The following is a 20,226-nucleotide window of genomic DNA, read 5'->3' as shown; positions in this document are numbered from 1 at the left end:
TTTAAGTTGGGCTTTTGACAAAGACTGCAGTTTACATAAATACGATACAATCAGCGTTTTATGCTTGGCTCTATCTAGTAAGCTTTTTATATTTTATTCTTTTAGGAATTGCATCATCGCCAAGCCTTTTCTTTCTATTCTCTTCATAATCAGAAAAGTTTCCTTCAAACCAATATACTTGAGAATCCCCCTCAAAGGCTAAAATATGGGTACAAATTCTATCTAAGAACCATCTATCGTGACTTATTATTACCGCACAACCTGCGAAGTTTTCTAAACCCTCCTCTAATGCACGTAGTGTATTTACATCCAAATCGTTAGTAGGCTCATCAAGCAATAATAAATTCGCTTCTTGCTTAATTGACATGGCAAGGTGAACTCTGTTTCGCTCTCCACCTGACAATACTCCTACTTTCTTTTCTTGATCAGCACCTGCAAAATTAAACTTACTTACGTATGCTCTTGAATTGATCTTATTATTCCCTAACTGAATCCACTCATTCCCTTCAGATATATTTTCCCAAACAGATTTATTAGGATCAAGATTATCATGTTCTTGATCTACATAAGAGATTTTCACAGTTTCTCCTACCTCAAAAGTACCAGCATCTGGCTCTTCTTTGCCCGTAATTAATTTAAACAATGTGGTTTTACCTGCACCATTAGGACCGATAATTCCAACAATACCCCCTTGTGGTAGAGAGAAATTTAAATCTTCATATAATAACTTATCGCCATAAGCTTTGGCAACGCCTTTAGCCTCAATCACCTTGCTACCTAATCTAGGGCCTGGCGGTATAAAGAGTTCTAACTTCTGTTCTTTTTCCTTACCCTCTTCATCGAGCATCTTCTCATAAGAACTTAAACGCGCTTTTGATTTAGCTTGACGTGCTTTTGGAGCCATTCTTACCCACTCTAACTCACGCTGCAAAGTTTTTTGCCTTTTTGATTCAGTCTTTTCTTCCTGAGCCAACCTTTTTTGCTTCTGGTCTAACCAACTTGAGTAATTTCCTTTCCATGGAATGCCTTCACCTCTATCTAATTCTAAAATCCAGCCAGCAACATTATCTAGGAAATAACGATCGTGAGTAACGGCTATTACAGTTCCTTTATATTGTTGCAAATGATGTTCTAACCAATGTACAGACTCAGCATCTAAATGGTTAGTGGGCTCATCTAATAATAAAACGTCTGGTTCTTGAAGTAAAAGTCTACAAAGTGCTACCCTACGTTTTTCACCCCCTGACAAATTTTTAACTGGTGAGTCAGCTGGTGGAGTTCTCAATGCATCCATAGCCTGTTCTAATTTACTATCAAGCTCCCAAGCATTAACATGATCTAATTTCTCTTGAACTTTTGCTTGTTGTTCAATTAAATCATTCATTTTATCAGGATTATCCAGCACTTCCGGGTCAGCGAATTTCTCATTTATCTCTTCGAATTCTTTTAAAAGATTAACCGTTTCCGCTACACCTTCTTCCACTACTTCTTTTACCGTTTTATTAGGATCAAGCTCAGGTTCCTGTTCTAATAAACCAACTGAATATTCTTTTGAAGCTACCACTTCACCTTGGTAATCTTTATCAATACCAGCAATAATTTTTAACAATGAAGATTTACCTGAACCATTAAGCCCTAAAACACCGATTTTAGCGCCATAATAAAATGATAAGTATATATCCTTTAAAACTGTTTTTTTGGGAGGGTAGATTTTGGAAACCCCCGCCATAGAAAAGATTATTTTTTCGTCACTCATATCGCTTTTTTGCTTTATTTTTCTTTTTATTCGAAATACTACATCAAATTACGTGATTACATAATTAATTACACAACTGCCGTTGGGCTATATTGCAAATTAAATTTATTTTTGCAGCAAATTATACAAAAACCAAATTATAATATTTTGACTGAATTACAGCAAGAATTGGCTTTCGTTGAAAACGGAAAGGTAATCTTAAAAGAACAAGAAGGTTTTCCTCAAAGAGAAATCGGTGAAGTAAAAGATGATGAAGCATCTGCTTTTCAGTTTTTTCAAGATCGATATGAAACCTTAAAAGAAAAGGTTGATAAAGTTCAGCACCAAATAGAGACTGAAGACAACAAAGGTTCTTTTTTGATGAAAGTACTTAATTTAAGAGAGTCTCTTTCTTCTTATGATGGTATTGGAGATTTTGTAGCCTTAAAAGAGCGTCTCGATATGTTGGAGAAAATGCTTGAGGATTACATAAACCAAAACAGAAAACGTAATCTTGATGTCAAAACTACTTTGGTTGAAGAAGCGAAAAGCTATGCTGCAAATCCTGATTGGAAAGAAGCCACAGAAAAATTAAAAGAGCTTCGACAGCGCTGGATTAGAGTTGGTGCCGTAGATGAAGATAAGAAAGAAGAGATTGAAAATGATTTCCAGGCTATTTATGATGAGTTTTATGAAAAGAAAAAATCTTTTTATGAGGCTAAGAAAGAAATGATGGTTACAAGAGAAAAGCAATATGAAGCTTTAATTGAAAAAGCTAAAAAATTGCAATCTCAAGAAAAAGATAGTGATCAGTTAGCTAAAAAAGTTGAATCTTTAGTACAGGAATGGAAAGAATTAGAAAATATCCCTAAGGATAAATATGCTAACTTATTAAAAGAGTTTAAAAAGTATACCCATAGAAAATCATCTGGCAAAGCTTCTAAAGCCACTAAGAAAGAGAATAACGATAAGGAAAAGACTGGTTTATTAAATGAATTAAAAGAAGCCAAAACTCTTGATTCTGATAAAGCTGTTGAAATAGCAAAATCAATCCAACAGAAATGGAAAAACCTTGGCAAAACTTTTGATCATTCATTAAATGATGAATACTTTACCTTAAATGACTATATTTTTGAAAAGCACTTTTTGGAGTCCTTATTTAAAAAGAAGGCTAAAAAAGATTTAGGTGAAAAAGATGCTGTTAAATTTAAAATGAATATTTTAAGAGATTTAATAGCTAGAGACCAAAAAGAATTAAATGTATTTGAAGAAAACCTAGAAAAATTTAATTTAGGAACTCAGAAACTAGATAAATTGGTAGGTTTTAAACATGAAAAACAAAAAAGAAAGCTTACTGTAAAACAACAAATCATGGATGAATTACGTGATTTGAACAAAAATTTAAAATAATTTGAACTTTGTGTATATTTTTTTAGTATGCTAGTAAAAGTCATAAGCAATTAAGGCTTTGATTTATAATTTTTTATCATACTTTTGCGCATCAAAAAAATACGGTAGAATATGTATTGGACATTAGAATTAGCTTCATACTTAGAAGATGCTCCGTGGCCAGCCACTAAAGACGAATTAATCGATTTTGGTATTCGTTCTGGAGCACCATTGGAAGTTGTAGAAAACTTACAAGAATTAGAGGATGATGGTCAGCCTTATGAAAACATAGAGGAGATTTGGCCTGATTATCCATCAAAAGAAGATTTCTTCTTTAATGAGGATGAATACTAGCTGAGTGGTGTTAAAACACTCAGCTTAAGCATATAATTTAGCCCAGAAATGGGCTAAATACATTCCTCCTTCCTATTTAAATTAGAGTTTATAAACTCTAGACCATTACTTATTGGCTAATAATGCTTCGGCTATTACCAAATCTTCCGGAGTTGTAATTTTAATATTTCGATAATCCCCTTCAATCAAGCTGACATCTTTACCATAGGCTTCCACCACAGAAGCATCATCGGTAAAATGATTTTTGAATTCAGTATTATAAGCTGATTTTAAAAGATCAACTGTAAAAGTTTGTGGCGTTTGAACCATCCTTAAAGTAGATCGATCGATGTTTTTTGATTTTCCATCTTCTGTAAGTTGCCTTACTGAATCTTTCATTTTAACTGCTGTAATGACAGCTTGCTTTTCTGAGGCTAATTTGAAAGACTCATAAATTATATCGGGAGATACAAAAGGACGAACACCATCATGAATGGCAACTAATCCTTCATCTACATGCTCTAAAGCATTTTTCACGGAATGAAAACGAGTTTCTCCACCTGCTACTACCTTATGCGTTATATAATTTTGGTGCCAGACATTTAGCTCATCCCAGAATTGAATTTCTTCCTTTGGTAAGGTAATAATCAATTCAATTTCAGGATCAGCTATATTAAATGCCTGTAGGGTATGGATTAATATGGGGGTGCCTCCTAACTTAAGGAATTGTTTAGGAAGACTCTCTCCCATTCTTTTACCAGTACCACCTGCCACAATTATCGCATACTTTTTCATTCCTCTTAATAATATCCGTAAATAAAAAAGGGATGATTAACATCCCTATTCCTTATCATATTTTAATTTGATTCTATTCTTTCACAATAAATTCAACCCTTCTGTTAATCTCTCTTCCCATTACCTCATCATCATTACTAACGATAGGTCTCTCTTCACCATATCCGGTTGCGTTTAATCGTCTTCTATCAATTCCTTTATCAGTTAAATAGTCAACTACTTTATTAGCTCTTAACTGAGATAGTTTTTTATTGAATGAAGCGGCACCAACATTATCTGTGTGTCCGGCAATTTCAACATTCACTTGAGGATTAGCCTCCATGAAGCTTACCATCTTATTTAATTCTTCATAAGATTCCGTTGTAAAGGTAGCCTTACCAAATTCAAAGAAAATATTTCTTAAAGTTTTAGATGTCCCAACCTCTGGCTTGCTCAACCTTAAAGTTTGTCTTACCACTTGCTCTTCAGCAGTTGAAGCAGGAATTGATATTCTTTTATTGGCAAAAATATACCCTTGCTTTTCAGCAGAAAGCATAAAATTAGTAGGTTCTTCCCTTACAATCACATACGTATAAATTCCGTTGTCTTTACTCTCAGCGGGGACATTAATATTATCCTCCTGACCTTTCAATTTAACATTAGCGTCAATTGGCTGACCATTTCCTGCATCTAAAACTCTGACCATTAATTTAACAGGTGCTCCTGTGGTAGGTTTATCTTCAGGAGTTTCTTTTACTTCTACCTTCTCAACTATTTGCTCTTTTTCCTTCTCTTCTCCCTCATCTACATTAGCGGTTTTACTTTCTAATTTTTTATCTGAATCATCTTCTGCTCCACCAATTTTAACTCTGTAAATATCATTATACCCCATCCCCTCTTCTCTAACAGTAGCGTAATAACCCGTTTTACCATCCTTGGTCATTACAAAATAAATATCATCATCAGGAGTGTTTAAAGGATATCCAAGGTTTTCAGGATTACTCCATTGGCTACTCGCACTATCATATTCAGATTTAAAAATATCAAATCCTCCCATGCCATTATGACCAGTAGAACTGAAATAAAGAGTTTTACCATCAAAAGTGATGAAAGTACCATCTTCATCTCCTTCAGTATTAATTACATTTCCAATATTCTTTGAAGGTCCCCATTCTCCTTTTTTGTTTTTAGTTGAATAATAAATATCAAACCCCCCAAAACCACCTGGGCGGTTACTAGCAAAGAATAAGGTATTTCCATCAGCAGTCTGCGAAACTGACTTTTCATTATATCCACTTGAATTAATATTGTCACTTAATGCTATAGGCTCAGACCAAGTATCTTCAGAAAGGTTATTGGTAAAATAAATATCACCATTTCCTTCGTCACTGTAGATGTATAATGTTTTACCATCTGGTGAAAAACCGAAGTTCGAATCATGATATTTTGTATTAACAACTGGACCAATGTTTTCAGCTGGCTGCCATTCTCCTCCTGATTTCCTTGAAATGAAAATATCTTCATAATAGAAGTTATCATCAAATACGTTTTCGTTTAAGTTTCCCTGATCAGGTCCTCTACGAGATGTGAAAATCATGATGGTTTCATCAGCATTTACCACTGGAGCATAATCTAAAGCCATTGAGTTAATGGCTGTACCAGCATTTTTAATGGAATAGTTAACCGGATCCGCCATCAATTTTTTACCCGTATTACATTCATCAATGCGCCTAACTACTTCATTCATGGGTTTTAAATCCGAACCATTGTAACCCGTATTACTTTCAAGCTTCTGTTTATATTTATTGTAATATTCAATAGCATTATCAAATTCATATCCATATTGATAAGCTTGGCCTATCTTGTAAAGCATGTCAAATTTATAATCCGAATCAAGTTGATAGGCACGTAATAAATATTGAGTTGCCTTAGCTTTTTCAGTAGTTTGAAGATAAGTATCCCCTGTTTTGAAGTTTGCCTCTACACTATTTGGATCAGCATCAGCAGCTAATTTGTACATATCCAATGCCTGTGTTAACACACGTGTTTCCCTCAAAATCTCTTCTGCTATCGACAAATACTCTTTGGCCATATCTGGATCAGCCTCTTGTGCTTTCAGCTGCGAACCAATAGTTACAGTTAAAAGTAAAACAAAAAAGAATCTAATTTTATATATCATCGTATTCTTTAATTCGGTAAAATATAGCGAGTTAGGTCGCTTCAGTAAAATAATCACTTAAATTAAACTACTTTTTATGTTATATCAAAAAAAGTAGCCAAATCTTCCTGTTTTTATTCAAAATTTTATGGGATGAAGTGATAAATATATAAATGTTGACCCACTTTTTTTCAATTTATGCTTTTTTTTAGTATTGACTTAAGCTCACTAATAAATTTTAAGATTTCCCCCAAAGCTTAAACTCACTTAGTATTAGAACAAAACTAATAATTCTTTCTAAAACTTAAGTTTTTATGCCAGCTAAAGCCTTTATATTTGCAGTATGAAGCGAATAAAAAATGCAGAATTTATAATCAGTAATACTGATTTCAGAAAAAGTCCTAAAACTGATTTAGCTGAATACGCTTTCATTGGAAGATCAAATGTTGGTAAATCTTCATTAATCAATATGCTGACTGACCGAAAGAATCTGGCAAAAACTTCTTCTAGGCCAGGTAAAACTCAATTAATCAATCACTTTTTGATGGATAAAAAGTGGTATTTGGTTGATTTACCTGGATACGGTTATGCTAAAGTAAGCAAGAAAACCAATGAAAATTGGGGTAAAATGATTAGTGATTACCTGATTAATAGAGAGAATCTTGTCTGTGTTTTTGTGCTTATTGATTCCAGATTACCTCCTCAAAAAGCCGATGTTGAATTTTTAGATTTCGTAGGTAAAAAAGGATTACCTTTGGCATTAATTTTCACCAAAGCTGATAAACAATCTATTAATAAAACACAGAAAAATATAGCTGTGTTCAAAAAACATATGCTGGGAAGCTGGGAAGAATTCCCTCCCTTTTTTATTAGTTCTGCAGAAAAAAAATCAGGTAAAGAGGAAATTTTAGGATTTATTGACCAAATGAATTCTGCCTGGGAAGAGCAGAATTAATTAGCTCATCGCATCCTCCACCATTTTCTTAGATCCTACATAAAAAGGAACTCTTTGATGTAGTGAATCAGGTTGTATATCTAAAATTCTTTTTTCTCCGTCCGTAGCTAAACCACCTGCTTGCTCACAAATCATGGCTAAAGCATTGCATTCATAATTTAGCCTAAGCTTACCATTTGGTGCTTTCTCGGTTGAAGGATAAATATAAATCCCTCCTTTCAATAAGTTTCTGTGAAAATCAGCTACTAAAGAACCTATATAACGAGCTGTATACTTTTTATCTTTACAGTTTTCTATGTATTTCTGAACTTTAGGTTCGAAACTCCTATAGCCTCCTTCATTAATAGAATAAATTTTTCCATCCTCTGGTATTTTCATATCAGCATGCGAAAGAAAAAACTCGCCTAATGAAGGATCATAAGTAAAACCATTCACACCTCGACCAGTCGTATATACTAACATGGTAGAAGAACCATACAATAAATATCCTGCTGCAACTTGCTCAGATCCTTTTTGTAAAACATCTTCCTTGGTTACCTTACTCCCCACAGGAGAAACTCTTCGGAAAATAGAGAAGATCGTACCAATAGAAACATTAACATCAATATTAGAAGAACCATCCAGAGGATCCATCGCTACAATATACCTTCCATCTTCATTATTAAGATCTAAGATTTCATCATCTTCTTCAGATACAATAGCACAAACTTCACCACCATTTTTCAAGGCACGGATAAAACGGATATTAGCAATAACATCTAGTTTTTGTTGTTCTTCACCTTGAACATTTTCAGTTCCGTAAGCACCGCTAATATTAATTAAGCCCGCTCTATTAACTTCTCTATCAATGATTTTTCCAGCTAGGGCTATATCTCTTAAAAGTTGAGAAAGTTCACCTGATGCAAAGGCAAAATCATTTTGTTTTTTCTTAATAAATCTGTCTAAAGTGATACCAACGGAGGTGGCTAATTTAGTTTGCATGCAATATTTTTTTGTATTGCCGCTAAATTATGAAAAAATTGCAGCTTATTTTGCCAATCCATATAAAAACAAATGTATGCAAGTATTTAAATTTGGTGGTGCTTCCATAAAAAGTGCAGACGCAGTTCGCAATATGGTAGAAATCCTAAAAAGATTTCCTGATGAAAAAATCCTTATTGTAGTTTCTGCTATGGGTAAAACCACCAATGCACTAGAAGAAATACTTCATTTAAAACTTAAAAAACTATCAACTAAAGCAACTATTCAAAAACTTTATGAAGATCATGCTAATATCGTCAATTCATTATTTGATGATCATGCATCTGAACCTTTAGAATTTCTTCAAAGCATTTTTGAAGAATTAGAAAATAGCCTGGAAAAGATTGACATAAACCATTATGATCAATCATACGATAGTATTATTTCATATGGCGAAATCATCTCTTCGAATTTATTATTAAAATATTTAGAGCTAAAGGAATTCTCTATTACTAAAGTAAATGCTTATGAGTTAGTGAGAACGGATGATACTTTTCGAGATGCCTCTGTAAACTGGATAAAAACTAAAGAAACAATTTCTGAAAAAGTTAAAAATGAATTTACAAATCATCAACTATTAATTACTCAAGGATTTTTAGGCGGCACAGAAGAAGGACAAATAACTACACTAGGACGTGAGGGTTCAGACTTTAGCGCAGCCATATTTGCTTATTCTCTAAATGCTAAAGCGGTAACAATCTGGAAAGATGTTCCTGGCATATTAAATGCTGATCCTAAAAAAATTCAAGATGCGGTATTGTATCAAGAACTTTCATACAAAGAAGCGGCTGAAATGACGTATTATGGCGCTTCAGTGATCCATCCTAAAACAATTAAGCCTTTGGCAAATGCTGGAATCCCTATGCACGTTAGGTCATTTAGTAAAGCTGATAAAGGAGGAACAATCATTCATGATTGCAAAGTAATTCACGAAATCCCTTGTATAATCATTAAGGAAAAACAAAGCCTAATTAGCTTTCAATTGAATGATTTTACCTTTATTACAGAATCACTTATTGGGAAAATCTTCGACACTCTAAATAAGCATCACATCAAAATAAATATGATGCAAAATACTGCTATTTCATTTTCAATTTGTGTGAATGACGATTTGCATCGCTTAGATCAACTCATGAGTGAACTTAAAAATGACTTTTCAATCCTTTATAATACAGGATTAGAATTGATCACGATTAAAAACTTTAATGAAAGCCTAATCGACAGAATGACTCACAAGAAGGAAATATACCTCGAGCAAAGAACTAGAAAGAACTATCAAGTAGTGGTAAAGAGCCTAGAATCTAGAGTCTAAGTGTTATAATACTAGCAATCATTTATTTACGACATATTATTTCTTCACCACAAAAGAACCATCGCAAAGCTAATTTAAATGAGATTTTCAAATATTAAACTTCTTAGTTCATTCATTTTCTGAAATTGAAAATTCTGTATTTGATAAGTTTACAGATAAGTCACCCAAAAAATTGGGATATTTTAAGGCTTTGATAATTAAAAAGTCCATGTGATTAGATTTTGGAGTCTCAAATTAGACGATTCTCAACACCAAGCCTTTTAGATATTCGCCTTCAGGATGGAAAATATTAATCGGATGATCTGCTGGTTGGTGAAGCTGATGTAAAATCTGAACTTCTCTACCTGCTCTTGCGGCTGCAGAAAAAACAACCGTTCTAAACTGTTCTTGACTTACTACCTGAGAACAACTAAAAGTAAAAAGAACTCCACCAGATTTCATATTTTTCATGGCCTTCTCATTAATGGTTCTATAGCCATTTAAGCCATTTTTCAATACTTTTCGGTGTTTGGCAAAGGCCGGAGGATCCAAAACAATTACATCATACTCTTCTGGCATGTCATTCAGAAAATTGAAAACATCTGCAGTAAAGGATTGATGATTCGAAGCATTCGGAAAATTTATTGTTACGTTTTGATCCGTTAGATCTATCGCTCCTTGGGAACTATCCACACTATGCACTAATTCCGCATTAGCCTGTAAAGCAAAGATTGAAAAGCCACCAGAATAGCAGAAGGTATTACAAACTTTTTTACCAGCACTGTATTTTTCTAATAGTTTACGATTTTCTCGCTGATCAATAAAGAAGCCTGTTTTTTGACCTGTAACTACATTTATATTGAAAGTATTTCCATATTCTTTTACTAACCACTCTTCTTTTTCTTCACCGTAAACGAAACTGTCTTTTGTTTCCAATTCAGCTTTAAATGGTAAAGTGTGAGCACTTTTATCGTACACAGATTTTAATTGATCACCTAATAGTTCTTTTAAAACTCTTAAAAAAGTATCCTTGATGCGATACATACCCACTGTATGGGCCTGGAAGACTACACAACCATCATAATAATCAACAATTAAGCCTGGGAAGCCATCACCTTCTCCATGAACTAAACGGAAGACATTGGTATCTTCATTAGCCCACAATGCTGCAGTTTTTCTTAACTCTATTGCTGAATTAAGCTTTTTAGACCAGAAATTATCATTAATTGGCTCATCCTTAAAAGTTAGTATTCTAACAGCTATCGAACCTACCTGATAATACCCAATTCCAATAAATCGCTTATCCTTCGTTTGAATCTTGACTAAATCTCCTTCTTCAACTTCATTAGGAACCGGATAAATTGCACCTGAGAAAATCCAGGGATGAAAACGTTCCAATGATTTTTCTTTTCCTTTTTTTAGGGTGATAGTGGGAAATTCGTTTTGCATAAATTGATGATCTAAAATATTATGCAAATATGGATAAAATAATATTAGCTACATGAAAGAAAGTATCATGAATTATAAGATTACTCCTCTAATTCGCTTAATAAGCCCTCCAAATCCAGCGGTCTAGTATACATGTCGATTTCACCGTCTGCTGTTCTCGGCCACTGCTCTTTGGGTCTGTCCCAATACAGTTCGACTCCATTTCCGTCCGGATCATCCAAATACAAGGCTTCAGAAACTCCATGATCTGCTGCACCGGTAAAACGATACTTGGCTTCTCTGATTTTAAGAAAAATCTCAGCCAAAGCCTTCCTACTTGGGTAAACGATTGCGGTATGAAATAATCCTGGAGCATAATTAGGGGCTGGACTAGCCCCTTTGCTTTGCCAGGTATTTAAGCCAATGTGATGGTGATAGCCCCCTGCTGATAAAAATGCCGCCTGATCTCCTAATTTTTGAGTAATCTCAAATCCTAATAGACCATTATAAAAATCTAAAGCTCGATCTAAATCGGACACTTTTAAATGAACATGCCCTATTCGGGTTTGAGAAGGGATTGTATAGTCTTCCTCTCTCATGGTTTAAAAGTACTTTTTTCCCAATCTACATTGTAAATAAATTCTGAAAACTCTTTTCTAGTTCTTTCCTTGCTTTCTCTGGCTTTTAGATCCTCAGGAACTTCTTCTATTGGTAGTTTATATCCTAATGCAATAGCTGATACCACTTCAAAATCTTCCGATATCTCAAAATCTTGTTGGATGTTTTCTTTTACGATCCCAGCCATTTGGTGAAGATATAAACCCATAGCTGTGGCTTGAGCTGACATATTACCCACTGCAAGACCTACATCATGCCAGCTATGCTTGTTTTCCGCACCATTCATGCTAAATGTTTTTTTAGCGATGGCAATCATCAATACGGGTGCATTTTTAGCCCAATTTTGATTATGAGGATTTATTCCATTTAATACTTTTTTATATAAAGTTTCATTTTCTTTTGTGGCTACAATAAACCTCCATGGCTGTTCATTAAAACAAGAAGCAGCCCAACGGGTGGCCTCAAATATTTGCTCTAATTGTGTAGTATTGATAGGCTCATCAGAAAAAGCTACTGTACTTTTTCTCTCTTTTAATAAGGATAATTGTTCCTGTCCTAAATTAATTTCTTCTGCTTTTATATAAGCTTGACTCATAGAATTTTATTTTTCTACCTAATACGCAGAAAAATAATCTATGTTGCTACATGTAATTTATTCATAATAAAAAAACCACCCAGTTGCCCAGGTGGTTTCGGTTATGAATAAACTGTGTGTGTTTATTATCTATTATTAATCTAGATTCTAGGCTCTAGCATCTATTATCATCTTAACTTCCGCACATTTCGCAATCATCAGGGTTATCTAGCGAGCATGCCACTTGTGCAGCTTTTAAGGCCGCTAAGTCATCTTCATTGTTCGCTGTTGGCCCTTGATTTTGCGTTGGGTTTGATGGACGATTTACTTTTGTATCCGTATTTTGAGTAATATCCTGTTGCGGCTGCGCCTCTGGCTTTGGCTCTCCCAATTGACTCTTATCCACTGTGAACTGGATAGCGCTAGTAGCTGCTTTCGATCTCAAGTAATACATACCTGTTTTCAAGCCTTTCTTCCAAGCATAGAAATGCATAGAAGTCATTTTACCGAAATTAGGGTCTTGCATGAACAAGTTCATACTTTGAGATTGACAAATATAAGCTCCTCTATCGGCCGCCATATCAATTATTGCTTTTTGAGAAATCTCCCAAACTGTTTTATAAAGCTCTTTGATATCTTCCGGAATCTCTGGTATATCTTGAACAGAACCGTTTGCAGCAATCAATTTATTCTTCATGTTGTCATTCCACAAGCCTCTTTCGATAAGATCATGCATTAAGTGCTTGTTCACTACCACAAATTCTCCTGACAAGGTTCTTCTTGTGTAAATATTTGAAGTATAAGGCTCAAAACATTCGTTGTTTCCTAAAATCTGAGAAGTAGAAGCGGTTGGCATAGGGGCAACTAATAAAGAGTTACGCACACCGTTTTTCTTTACTTCTTGTTTTAAAGTAGTCCAATCCCATCTTTCAGAAGGAGTTACTCCCCACATATCGAATTGGAAAATACCTTTAGAAACTGGTGAACCTTTATAAGTCTCATAAGAGCCTTCTTTAATCGCTAAATCCTTAGAAGCGGTCATAGCTGCAAAGTAGATCGTTTCAAAGATTTCCTTATTTAACTTTCTAGATTCTTCTGAATCGAAAGGATATCTTAATAGCATGAATGCATCCGCTAAACCTTGAACCCCAAGTCCGATTGGTCTATGTCTCATATTAGAGGTTCTAGCCTCTTCAACTGGATAGTAATTTACATCAATTACACGGTTCAAGTTAATGGTAGCTGTATAAGTGATATCATAAAGTTTCTCATGATCAAAATAATTTTGACCATTTTCATCTTTCTGAACAAACATAGGAAGCGCAATAGATGCTAAGTTACATACCGCTACCTCGTCTTTAGAAGTATATTCTAAAATTTCAGTACATAAATTTGAAGACTTAATAGTTCCTAAGTTCTTCTGGTTAGATTTCTTATTAGCAGCATCCTTATACAACATATAAGGAGTACCAGTCTCAATCTGAGATTCTAAGATTTCAAACCAAAGTTCTTGAGCTTTAACGGTTTTTCTACCTTTTCCTTCACGCTCATACTTTTCATATAATTTTTCGAAATCATCACCGTATGCTTCATCTAAGCCAGGGCATTCATTCGGATCAAACAAAGTCCATTCTGCATTCGCCTCAACTCTTTTCATAAAAAGATCAGACATCCACATAGCATAGAAAAGATCTCTTGCACGCATCTCTTCTTTACCGTGGTTTTTCTTCAAGTTCAAGAAATCAAAGATATCAGCATGCCATGGCTCTAGATAGATAGCAAAGCTACCTTTTCTTTTTCCACCACCTTGATCTACATAACGAGCAGTCATATCAAAGTTTCTCAACATCGGAACAATACCATTGGAAACCCCACCTGTTCCTTTAATGTATGAACCTGTTGCTCTAACATTATGAATGCTTAGCCCTATACCTCCAGCAGATTGAGAAATTTTAGCCGTTTGCTTTAAGGTATCATAAATACCATCGATACTATCTTCCTGAATGGTTAATAAGAAACAAGAAGAAAGCTGTGGTTTAGGAGTACCTGCGTTGAAAAGAGTTGGCGTAGCATGTGTAAACCATTTCTCAGACATTAAATTATACGTCTTGATAGCTGATTCAATATCTTCCCCATGGATACCAATCGCTACTCTCATCAACATATGTTGCGGACGCTCTACTATTTTACCATCCACTTTCATTAAGTATGAGCGTTCTAAGGTTTTAAAACCAAAGAAGTCATATCCAAAATCACGATCATAAATGATAGCAGAATCTAATTGAGCTGCATGCTTTTTAATAATACCATAAGTCTCTTTTGATAATAAAGGTGCATTAGCTCCAGTTTTCGGATCTACATAAGTATAAAGTCTTTTCATAGTATTGCTGAAAGACTTACTTGTAGTTTTATGAAGATTAGATATTGCAATTCTTGCAGATAGCTTAGAATAATCCGGATGCTTCACAGTCATTGAAGCAGCAGTTTCTGCAGCTAAATTATCTAACTCTTGAGTAGTTACTCCATCATAAATTCCATTAATTACTTTTCTAGCCACATCAATTGGCTGAATGTAATTAAGATTAAGACCATAGCATAGTTTCTCTATGCGCGCTGTAATTTTATCAAATTTAACGGTTTCTCTTCTTCCGTCTCTTTTTACGACTAACATGCTGTTTAATTATGGGGTTATAGGATTACGTTTAGTTCAATTAGGTTTTAATTCCTGTCATTCAGGAATGGCACAATTCGTTTGATTTCAATTAGAAATCTTCATCTAAAGAGAATTTAGCTTTATCGCTATCTTCTTCTTTTTTCATTACACCTGCTTTTTGGTAGTCTCCCACTCTCTTTTCAAAGAAGTTCGTTTTACCTTGTAATGAAATCATCTCCATAAAATCAAATGGATTTGAAGAACCGTACACTTTATCGCAATTTAACTCTTGTAATAAACGGTCTGCAACGAATTCTATATACTGACACATGAGATCAGCATTCATTCCAATTAATTTTACAGGAAGCGAATCGGTAACAAATTCTTTTTCTATTTCTACTGCATCAGTGATGATAGCAGTTACTTTTTCTTTTGGAAGTTTATTTACCAAGTGATCGTTGTAAAGTAAACATGCGAAATCACAGTGTAATCCTTCATCTCTTGAGATTAGCTCATTAGAGAAGGTTAAACCTGGCATCAGACCTCTTTTCTTTAACCAGAATATTGAGCAGAAACTACCAGAGAAGAAAATACCTTCCACTGCAGCAAAAGCGATCAACCTTTCAGCATAATTCCCTTCATCTATCCACCTTAAGGCCCAATCTGCTTTTTTCTTTACGCAATCCATTGTATCAATTGCGTTAAAAAGGCTACTCTTCTCTTTATTATCTTTCACATAAGTATCAATTAATAAAGAGTAAGTTTCTGAGTGAACATTTTCCATGGCAATTTGGAATCCATAAAAAAACTTAGCTTCTGTATATTGTACTTCTGCTACGAAGTTCTCAGCAAGGTTTTCGTTTACAATCCCATCACTAGCTGCGAAGAATGCTAATACGTGCTTGATAAAGTGAGTTTCTCCTTCAGTTAGGTTTTCCCAATCTTTCATATCCTGACTAAGATCAATCTCTTCAGCAGTCCAGAAGCTTGCTTCAGCTTTTTTGTAGAAATCCCAAATGTCTTTATGCTGTATTGGGAATAATACAAAACGGTCTTTGTTTTCCTTCAAAATTGGCTCGTCTTGGAATGTGGTTACATCACTCATCTTTGAAATATTTTTTTAAATGTTACTAAAATTCTTTTCAGAAAACAGGGCGCCTCATCATAAAGAATTCTTACTAAAGCAGATAGAAAAAATTACGCAGTCAAAAATCATTTTATTCGTCCCTATTTTCTTGACTGTGCTTACAAATATTAGCAACAGAGAGGAAAAATCAAAGGGAGAAAAGTTACCTACAGAGAGTTGTGGATAAGTATATACCTAACTCTTTATCAGGTTTTTACGTGTAATAATCTCAGCAACACTTAGGGGAATTTGAGCTGTATTCGTAGATCAAAAAAAGTTTTGAAAGTTTTCCACAGGCTCAAGCAAATTAAGAATGAAAAAAATTGCATAATTTGAAGTTTATTACATCTCTAATTATTGTACAACAACCTTTCCTTCAGATCCTCAGGCATATACTCAATTTGAGGCTCATGCTGATTTAGGAAATAAGACACTGGCCCGTAGTAAGTATTGCCAGTAACCGGATCTTCAAATTTTCTGTATACGCCTTTCTTCATTTTATTTGACAAAGCAGCTGATACAGAGCTTCTTACTTTAGATTTATTAAGGTCTGGTTCTTTTTCTAAAATAAAGTCAACCACTTCATTAGTTTTGATCAATTTCCGCCTATAATCAATAAAAAAGGCTATTTTCTTGGTCCATGGCCATTGATCGTGATAAGTATTTGTTTTTTGATGCATCAAGTTTTGAGCATCACTATCCTGAAATAAAGGAACATTCACTAAAGCCGATAAATGACTATCTATCTCTTCAATTTCTGCTTTAAATTGATTGATCTTCATCTGCAGAGCTTTCTTTTTATCGCCAAGGGCTTTTATATATAAATCGGTATATTTTTCAGGAATATTTACTTTCATTATTTGAGATTGAATTTTTCAAATTTATAATCAAATTAAAGCAATTAAAGCAGTATAAGCAAGCATTTCAAGCGTTTTTATAACTCATTTGTCAATTTAAAAGCCCTTAAAAGCTTTTATCGCTTGCTTTACCAGCTAAAGCAAGCAATATTAACAACGCTTATCATTTGTGCAGAACCTTCTCACCTCTGGAAAATCAACAGAATAATTAAGCTTTTGTATATAGAAATAAAATCCCTATATTTGCATTCCTTTTGGGAAATAGTATACGTATTTAAACAAATTATTAGATGTACGCAATTGTAGACATAGCCGGAAAGCAGTTCAAAGTAACGCAAGACCAGTACGTTTACGCTCCAAAGATGGAGGGTGAAGATGGCGCTTCCGTAGAATTCGACAAAGTATTATTAGTTGACAATGATGGAAAAGTCGAAGTTGGTGCTCCTGTTGTTAAGGGCGCTAAGGTATCAGGGAAAATCCTTGGTCATGTAAAAGGTGATAAAGTAGTTGTATTCAAAAAGAAAAGAAGAAAAGGATACAAAAAGAGAAACGGTCACCGTCAAGATTTCACAAAAGTTTTAATCGAAAAAATTACTAAATAATATAATACCATGGCACACAAAAAAGGAGTTGGTAGTTCCAAAAACGGAAGAGAATCGGAAAGTAAACGATTAGGTGTTAAAATTTATGGCGGTCAAGCTGCTGTAGCTGGTAACATCTTAGTTCGTCAGCGTGGTACTGCTCATCACCCAGGTAATAATGTGGGTATGGGAAAAGATCACACTTTATTTGCTCTTACTGATGGAGTGGTTCAATTTAAAAAAGGTAAAAAAGACAGATCGTATGTTTCTGTTGAGCCTGTAAATTAAGATCAACAACATTTAAGATATAAAGCCTTTCATAATGAAAGGCTTTTTTTGTTTCAATACATTCCTAATGCACTCAATATTAGTAGCTTACCAACTTATCCATTGATAAGCTCATAGAAATTGTATTTAGTCGATGATTTATTGCCCTTTTATCGAATAAATGTAATGAGTACCTATAAATACTCATAAAATTATATTTTTATTGTTAAATTCCTATATACTCGCTTTTAGTTCTTCTATTCTGTAATAAATAATTCACTATATTATAGAAGATTCGAAATAATATATGCGTTTTGAGGAATCGTATTTTACATATCATCACCTTCATGCTATTCAGTTTTCCATTGCTGAGCAATTCAAAGACTGATAGTCTTAAACGCTTGTTACCGAAGGGGCAAATGCCCAACAAAAAATCACCCTCCTACATTTATTGATTTTTGAAAATTGGCTCAATCAACCTGATTCTGCAGAAATATATGCAGAACAAGCCTTAATTATTTCTAGAAGATTAAATGACCAAAAAAATATTTCAAAATCTTTAAGGCTTTTAGGTGGTACATTTAATTACAAAGGAGAATTTGAAAAAGCCTTGAAATACAACGTTGAGGCTTTGGAAATTGCTAATCAAATTAATGATTCTATCTTAATGCATAATGCTTTAAACAATATAGGATTTGTAAATATTAGCTTAGGGAATTTTCAGAATGCATTGGAGTACCTCATGCGTTCATACGAAATGAAAAAGAAATTGAAGGTAACTTATGGTTTAGAACATACATTAAATAATATAGGTTTGGTTTATCAGCAAGCACTGATGTTTGATAGTGCACATCATTATCTTCAAAAAGGTCTGATGGTAGCTAAAAAGAACCAAGACTATGAGTTAATGATTTACTCACAAAATAATATTGGCAATACACATCTCAAGCAATTTGAATTTGATGAGGCAGAAAAATATTTCAGATCCTCTTTAAGATATACGCAAAAGCATGAAAACAGAAATTGGCAGGCCGTAACATTATACGGAATGGGACAGGTTATGCTTTTTAAAGCACAATATGATTCAGCAAGATACTATCTCAACCAATCATTTTCCATCAGAGAGTCCATTAAAGACCAAAAAGGGATGGGAGAAATTTACTTATGGCTAGCAAAATTAAATTTCATGCAAGGCGAGGAAGAACAGTCTCTGTCTTTTTTGCGAAAGGGTGATTCCATAGCTAATAAAATCAAAGCCAAGGATTTGCTTATTAAAATAAATGAAGTTGAAGCTATGATTCAGCAAAAATTAGGAAACTTTGAGAAAGCCAATGAAATTCTGAGTACGAATTTAAAGCTCAAAGACTCATTATATGTAAATGCATTAGGTCGTAATCTTAGTTTAATTAACTTAAAACTACGGGAAAATCAAAACAGGATACTTCTACAGGAAAGTCAAATCGCATTAAAAGAAAAGAGTTTTCAAAATTTGGTATACATTTCCATATTAATATTGATAATACCTTTTTCATTTCTACTGGTTCTGATTTTTCAGCGAAATAGAAAAATAAATAATACTCTTAAAAAGCAGAATGATAAGGTAGAAGCTCAAAAGGAAGAGATAGAAACACAAAAAGAGTATTTAGAGCAAAATTTAAAAAAGCTAGAAGATGCTAAAAACGTAATAAGTCAACAAAAAGAAGAATTAGAAATACTTAACCAGCAATTAGCAGGGACTGTTGACAAAAGAAATATTGAACTCAAGTCAGTAAACGAAAGATTGAGAACAACTAGTCTTGAGCTTGATAATTTTATTTATAAATCTTCCCATGACATTAAAGGCCCAATAGTAAGGCTAATGGGTATTTGTGATTTAGCCTTACAAGATGTTGAAGATGCGAAAGCTTTGAACTATTTCAGCATGCTGGATAAGGCTGCATTACGATTGAATATCATTATTGAATCATTGAAATTAATTAGTGAATTGCAGGAAAAACAACTGAAAAATCGATTGATCGATTTTAGGACAATCTTACAAGATTCTTTCAATGAAGCTGCTTACATTGAAAATATTAAAGTATTCAAGCTCAATATTGACATTGAAAAAGACTTCCTTTTCTATTCTGATGAGTCTCTAGTTAAGTTAATAGCATTTAATCTTATTCAGAACTCATTACAGTTAATGAAAAGTGAAAACTTGAAAAATTATCATATTACTTTTTCAGTTTCACAGAAATCTGATGATATTTCTATGCTTTTCAAACTAGATGGCCTTAAATTAATTGATGATGAAACCAATAAATTAATGAATGGATTTTCAAAGGCTCAAAATGAATATGAAAACATTAGTATTGGTTTGTATACTGTAAAACAATGTATCCAAAAATTAAAGGGAAACTTAACTATAAAATCTTCAAAGGGAAAAGATACCATTTTCGAAGTTTCACTGCCTAAAACTGTCCAATAG

General features: G+C 33.8%; 18 protein-coding genes. 8 read left to right on the top strand and 10 right to left on the bottom strand.

Annotated features, from left to right (window positions below; genetic code table 11):
* Positions 1-70 precede the first annotated feature (70 nt).
* Positions 71-1,756 (bottom strand): energy-dependent translational throttle protein EttA, encoded by a 1,686-nt coding sequence (gene ettA, locus QYS48_RS09265; RefSeq protein ID WP_308355659.1) that lies wholly within the window; start codon positions 1,754-1,756, stop codon positions 71-73.
* 147 nt (positions 1,757-1,903) lie between these two features.
* On the opposite strand from ettA, the gene QYS48_RS09260 reads away from it, so the two are divergent.
* Positions 1,904-3,145, top strand: a complete 1,242-nt coding sequence (locus tag QYS48_RS09260) for a DUF349 domain-containing protein (protein WP_308355658.1) — start codon at positions 1,904-1,906, stop codon at positions 3,143-3,145.
* A 111-nt stretch (positions 3,146-3,256) separates the two neighbouring features.
* The gene (locus QYS48_RS09255) at positions 3,257-3,478 is read left to right on the top strand and encodes a DUF2795 domain-containing protein (RefSeq protein ID WP_013454973.1); all 222 of its coding nucleotides are present in this window, start codon (positions 3,257-3,259) and stop codon (positions 3,476-3,478) included.
* A gap of 105 nt (positions 3,479-3,583) precedes the next feature.
* On the opposite strand, the gene QYS48_RS09250 is transcribed toward QYS48_RS09255, so the two are convergent.
* On the bottom strand, positions 3,584-4,252 hold the full coding sequence (locus tag QYS48_RS09250; RefSeq protein WP_308355657.1) for a 2-C-methyl-D-erythritol 4-phosphate cytidylyltransferase: 669 nt from the start codon (positions 4,250-4,252) through the stop codon (positions 3,584-3,586).
* A gap of 73 nt (positions 4,253-4,325) precedes the next feature.
* Complete coding sequence (locus QYS48_RS09245; protein WP_308355656.1) at positions 4,326-6,410, bottom strand: OmpA family protein; 2,085 nt, start codon at positions 6,408-6,410, stop codon at positions 4,326-4,328.
* A gap of 322 nt (positions 6,411-6,732) precedes the next feature.
* Between QYS48_RS09245 and yihA the strand changes: the two genes are divergently transcribed.
* A complete protein-coding gene (gene yihA, locus QYS48_RS09240) occupies positions 6,733-7,344 on the top strand; it encodes a ribosome biogenesis GTP-binding protein YihA/YsxC (protein ID WP_302122690.1) in 612 nt (203 codons plus the stop codon).
* Here yihA and fbp read toward each other — a convergent pair whose 3' ends face one another.
* Positions 7,345-8,325 (bottom strand): class 1 fructose-bisphosphatase, encoded by a 981-nt coding sequence (fbp, locus tag QYS48_RS09235; RefSeq protein ID WP_308355655.1) that lies wholly within the window; start codon positions 8,323-8,325, stop codon positions 7,345-7,347.
* Between fbp and QYS48_RS09230 the strand changes: the two genes are divergently transcribed.
* Complete coding sequence (locus tag QYS48_RS09230; RefSeq protein WP_308355653.1) at positions 8,324-9,676, top strand: aspartate kinase; 1,353 nt, start codon at positions 8,324-8,326, stop codon at positions 9,674-9,676. The two genes, fbp and QYS48_RS09230, sit on opposite strands and share 2 nt — an antisense overlap.
* Before the next feature lie 234 nt (positions 9,677-9,910).
* On the opposite strand, the gene QYS48_RS09225 is transcribed toward QYS48_RS09230, so the two are convergent.
* The 5 genes from QYS48_RS09225 to QYS48_RS09205 all read right to left on the bottom strand — a co-directional run bounded on the left by QYS48_RS09225 (position 9,911) and on the right by QYS48_RS09205 (position 16,033).
* Positions 9,911-11,104 (bottom strand): class I SAM-dependent rRNA methyltransferase, encoded by a 1,194-nt coding sequence (locus QYS48_RS09225; RefSeq protein ID WP_302102265.1) that lies wholly within the window; start codon positions 11,102-11,104, stop codon positions 9,911-9,913.
* 80 nt (positions 11,105-11,184) lie between these two features.
* Positions 11,185-11,682 carry a VOC family protein gene (locus QYS48_RS09220; protein ID WP_302102266.1) on the bottom strand — a complete coding sequence of 166 codons (498 nt, stop codon included), beginning with the start codon at positions 11,680-11,682 and terminating at the stop codon, positions 11,185-11,187.
* The gene (locus tag QYS48_RS09215; RefSeq protein WP_308355652.1) at positions 11,679-12,296 is read right to left on the bottom strand and encodes a nitroreductase family protein; all 618 of its coding nucleotides are present in this window, start codon (positions 12,294-12,296) and stop codon (positions 11,679-11,681) included. Before QYS48_RS09215 ends, QYS48_RS09220 begins: the two co-directional genes overlap by 4 nt.
* Positions 12,297-12,468: 172 nt before the next feature.
* Complete coding sequence (locus QYS48_RS09210) at positions 12,469-14,946, bottom strand: ribonucleoside-diphosphate reductase subunit alpha (protein WP_308355651.1); 2,478 nt, start codon at positions 14,944-14,946, stop codon at positions 12,469-12,471.
* Between the two features lie 91 nt (positions 14,947-15,037).
* Positions 15,038-16,033, bottom strand: a complete 996-nt coding sequence (locus QYS48_RS09205) for a ribonucleoside-diphosphate reductase small subunit (protein ID WP_308355650.1) — start codon at positions 16,031-16,033, stop codon at positions 15,038-15,040.
* 19 nt (positions 16,034-16,052) lie between these two features.
* Between QYS48_RS09205 and QYS48_RS09200 the strand changes: the two genes are divergently transcribed.
* A complete protein-coding gene (locus QYS48_RS09200; protein ID WP_308355649.1) occupies positions 16,053-16,241 on the top strand; it encodes a hypothetical protein in 189 nt (62 codons plus the stop codon).
* A gap of 163 nt (positions 16,242-16,404) precedes the next feature.
* Here QYS48_RS09200 and QYS48_RS09195 read toward each other — a convergent pair whose 3' ends face one another.
* On the bottom strand, positions 16,405-16,911 hold the full coding sequence (locus QYS48_RS09195; protein WP_308355648.1) for a hypothetical protein: 507 nt from the start codon (positions 16,909-16,911) through the stop codon (positions 16,405-16,407).
* A 290-nt stretch (positions 16,912-17,201) separates the two neighbouring features.
* Here QYS48_RS09195 and rplU point away from each other — a divergent pair, with 290 nt between their 5' ends.
* The 3 genes from rplU (at position 17,202) to QYS48_RS09180 (ending at position 20,226) form a co-directional block, all read left to right on the top strand.
* Positions 17,202-17,513 (top strand): 50S ribosomal protein L21, encoded by a 312-nt coding sequence (gene rplU, locus QYS48_RS09190; RefSeq protein WP_302102270.1) that lies wholly within the window; start codon positions 17,202-17,204, stop codon positions 17,511-17,513.
* Positions 17,514-17,522: 9 nt separating this feature from the next.
* Positions 17,523-17,780, top strand: coding sequence for a 50S ribosomal protein L27 (gene rpmA / locus QYS48_RS09185; RefSeq protein ID WP_308355647.1), 258 nt, complete (start codon positions 17,523-17,525; stop codon positions 17,778-17,780).
* A 430-nt stretch (positions 17,781-18,210) separates the two neighbouring features.
* The gene (locus tag QYS48_RS09180; RefSeq protein WP_308355646.1) at positions 18,211-20,226 is read left to right on the top strand and encodes a tetratricopeptide repeat-containing sensor histidine kinase; all 2,016 of its coding nucleotides are present in this window, start codon (positions 18,211-18,213) and stop codon (positions 20,224-20,226) included.

The sequence above is a fragment of the Marivirga arenosa genome (assembly GCF_030503895.2).
Lineage (GTDB): Bacteria > Bacteroidota > Bacteroidia > Cytophagales > Cyclobacteriaceae > Marivirga > Marivirga arenosa.
Note: the sequence above shows the minus strand (reverse complement) of the source record. Positions and strands in the feature narration are given on the sequence as shown.

Excerpts from the sequence above, each read along its gene's own strand:
- QYS48_RS09245 (WP_308355656.1), bottom strand. The coding sequence starts at position 6,410 with ATGATATATAAAATTAGATTCTTTTTTGTTTTACTTTTAACTGTAACT.
- QYS48_RS09255 (WP_013454973.1), top strand. The coding sequence starts at position 3,257 with ATGTATTGGACATTAGAATTAGCTTCATACTTAGAAGATGCTCCGTGG.
- QYS48_RS09195 (WP_308355648.1), bottom strand. The coding sequence starts at position 16,911 with ATGAAAGTAAATATTCCTGAAAAATATACCGATTTATATATAAAAGCC.
- QYS48_RS09215 (WP_308355652.1), bottom strand. The coding sequence starts at position 12,296 with ATGAGTCAAGCTTATATAAAAGCAGAAGAAATTAATTTAGGACAGGAA.
- QYS48_RS09220 (WP_302102266.1), bottom strand. The coding sequence starts at position 11,682 with ATGAGAGAGGAAGACTATACAATCCCTTCTCAAACCCGAATAGGGCAT.
- QYS48_RS09230 (WP_308355653.1), top strand. The coding sequence starts at position 8,324 with ATGCAATATTTTTTTGTATTGCCGCTAAATTATGAAAAAATTGCAGCT.
- rplU (WP_302102270.1), top strand. The coding sequence starts at position 17,202 with ATGTACGCAATTGTAGACATAGCCGGAAAGCAGTTCAAAGTAACGCAA.
- rpmA (WP_308355647.1), top strand. The coding sequence starts at position 17,523 with ATGGCACACAAAAAAGGAGTTGGTAGTTCCAAAAACGGAAGAGAATCG.
- fbp (WP_308355655.1), bottom strand. The coding sequence starts at position 8,325 with ATGCAAACTAAATTAGCCACCTCCGTTGGTATCACTTTAGACAGATTT.
- QYS48_RS09225 (WP_302102265.1), bottom strand. The coding sequence starts at position 11,104 with ATGCAAAACGAATTTCCCACTATCACCCTAAAAAAAGGAAAAGAAAAA.
- QYS48_RS09205 (WP_308355650.1), bottom strand. The coding sequence starts at position 16,033 with ATGAGTGATGTAACCACATTCCAAGACGAGCCAATTTTGAAGGAAAAC.
- yihA (WP_302122690.1), top strand. The coding sequence starts at position 6,733 with ATGAAGCGAATAAAAAATGCAGAATTTATAATCAGTAATACTGATTTC.
- QYS48_RS09250 (WP_308355657.1), bottom strand. The coding sequence starts at position 4,252 with ATGAAAAAGTATGCGATAATTGTGGCAGGTGGTACTGGTAAAAGAATG.
- QYS48_RS09200 (WP_308355649.1), top strand. The coding sequence starts at position 16,053 with ATGTTACTAAAATTCTTTTCAGAAAACAGGGCGCCTCATCATAAAGAA.
- ettA (WP_308355659.1), bottom strand. The coding sequence starts at position 1,756 with ATGAGTGACGAAAAAATAATCTTTTCTATGGCGGGGGTTTCCAAAATC.
- QYS48_RS09210 (WP_308355651.1), bottom strand. The coding sequence starts at position 14,946 with ATGTTAGTCGTAAAAAGAGACGGAAGAAGAGAAACCGTTAAATTTGAT.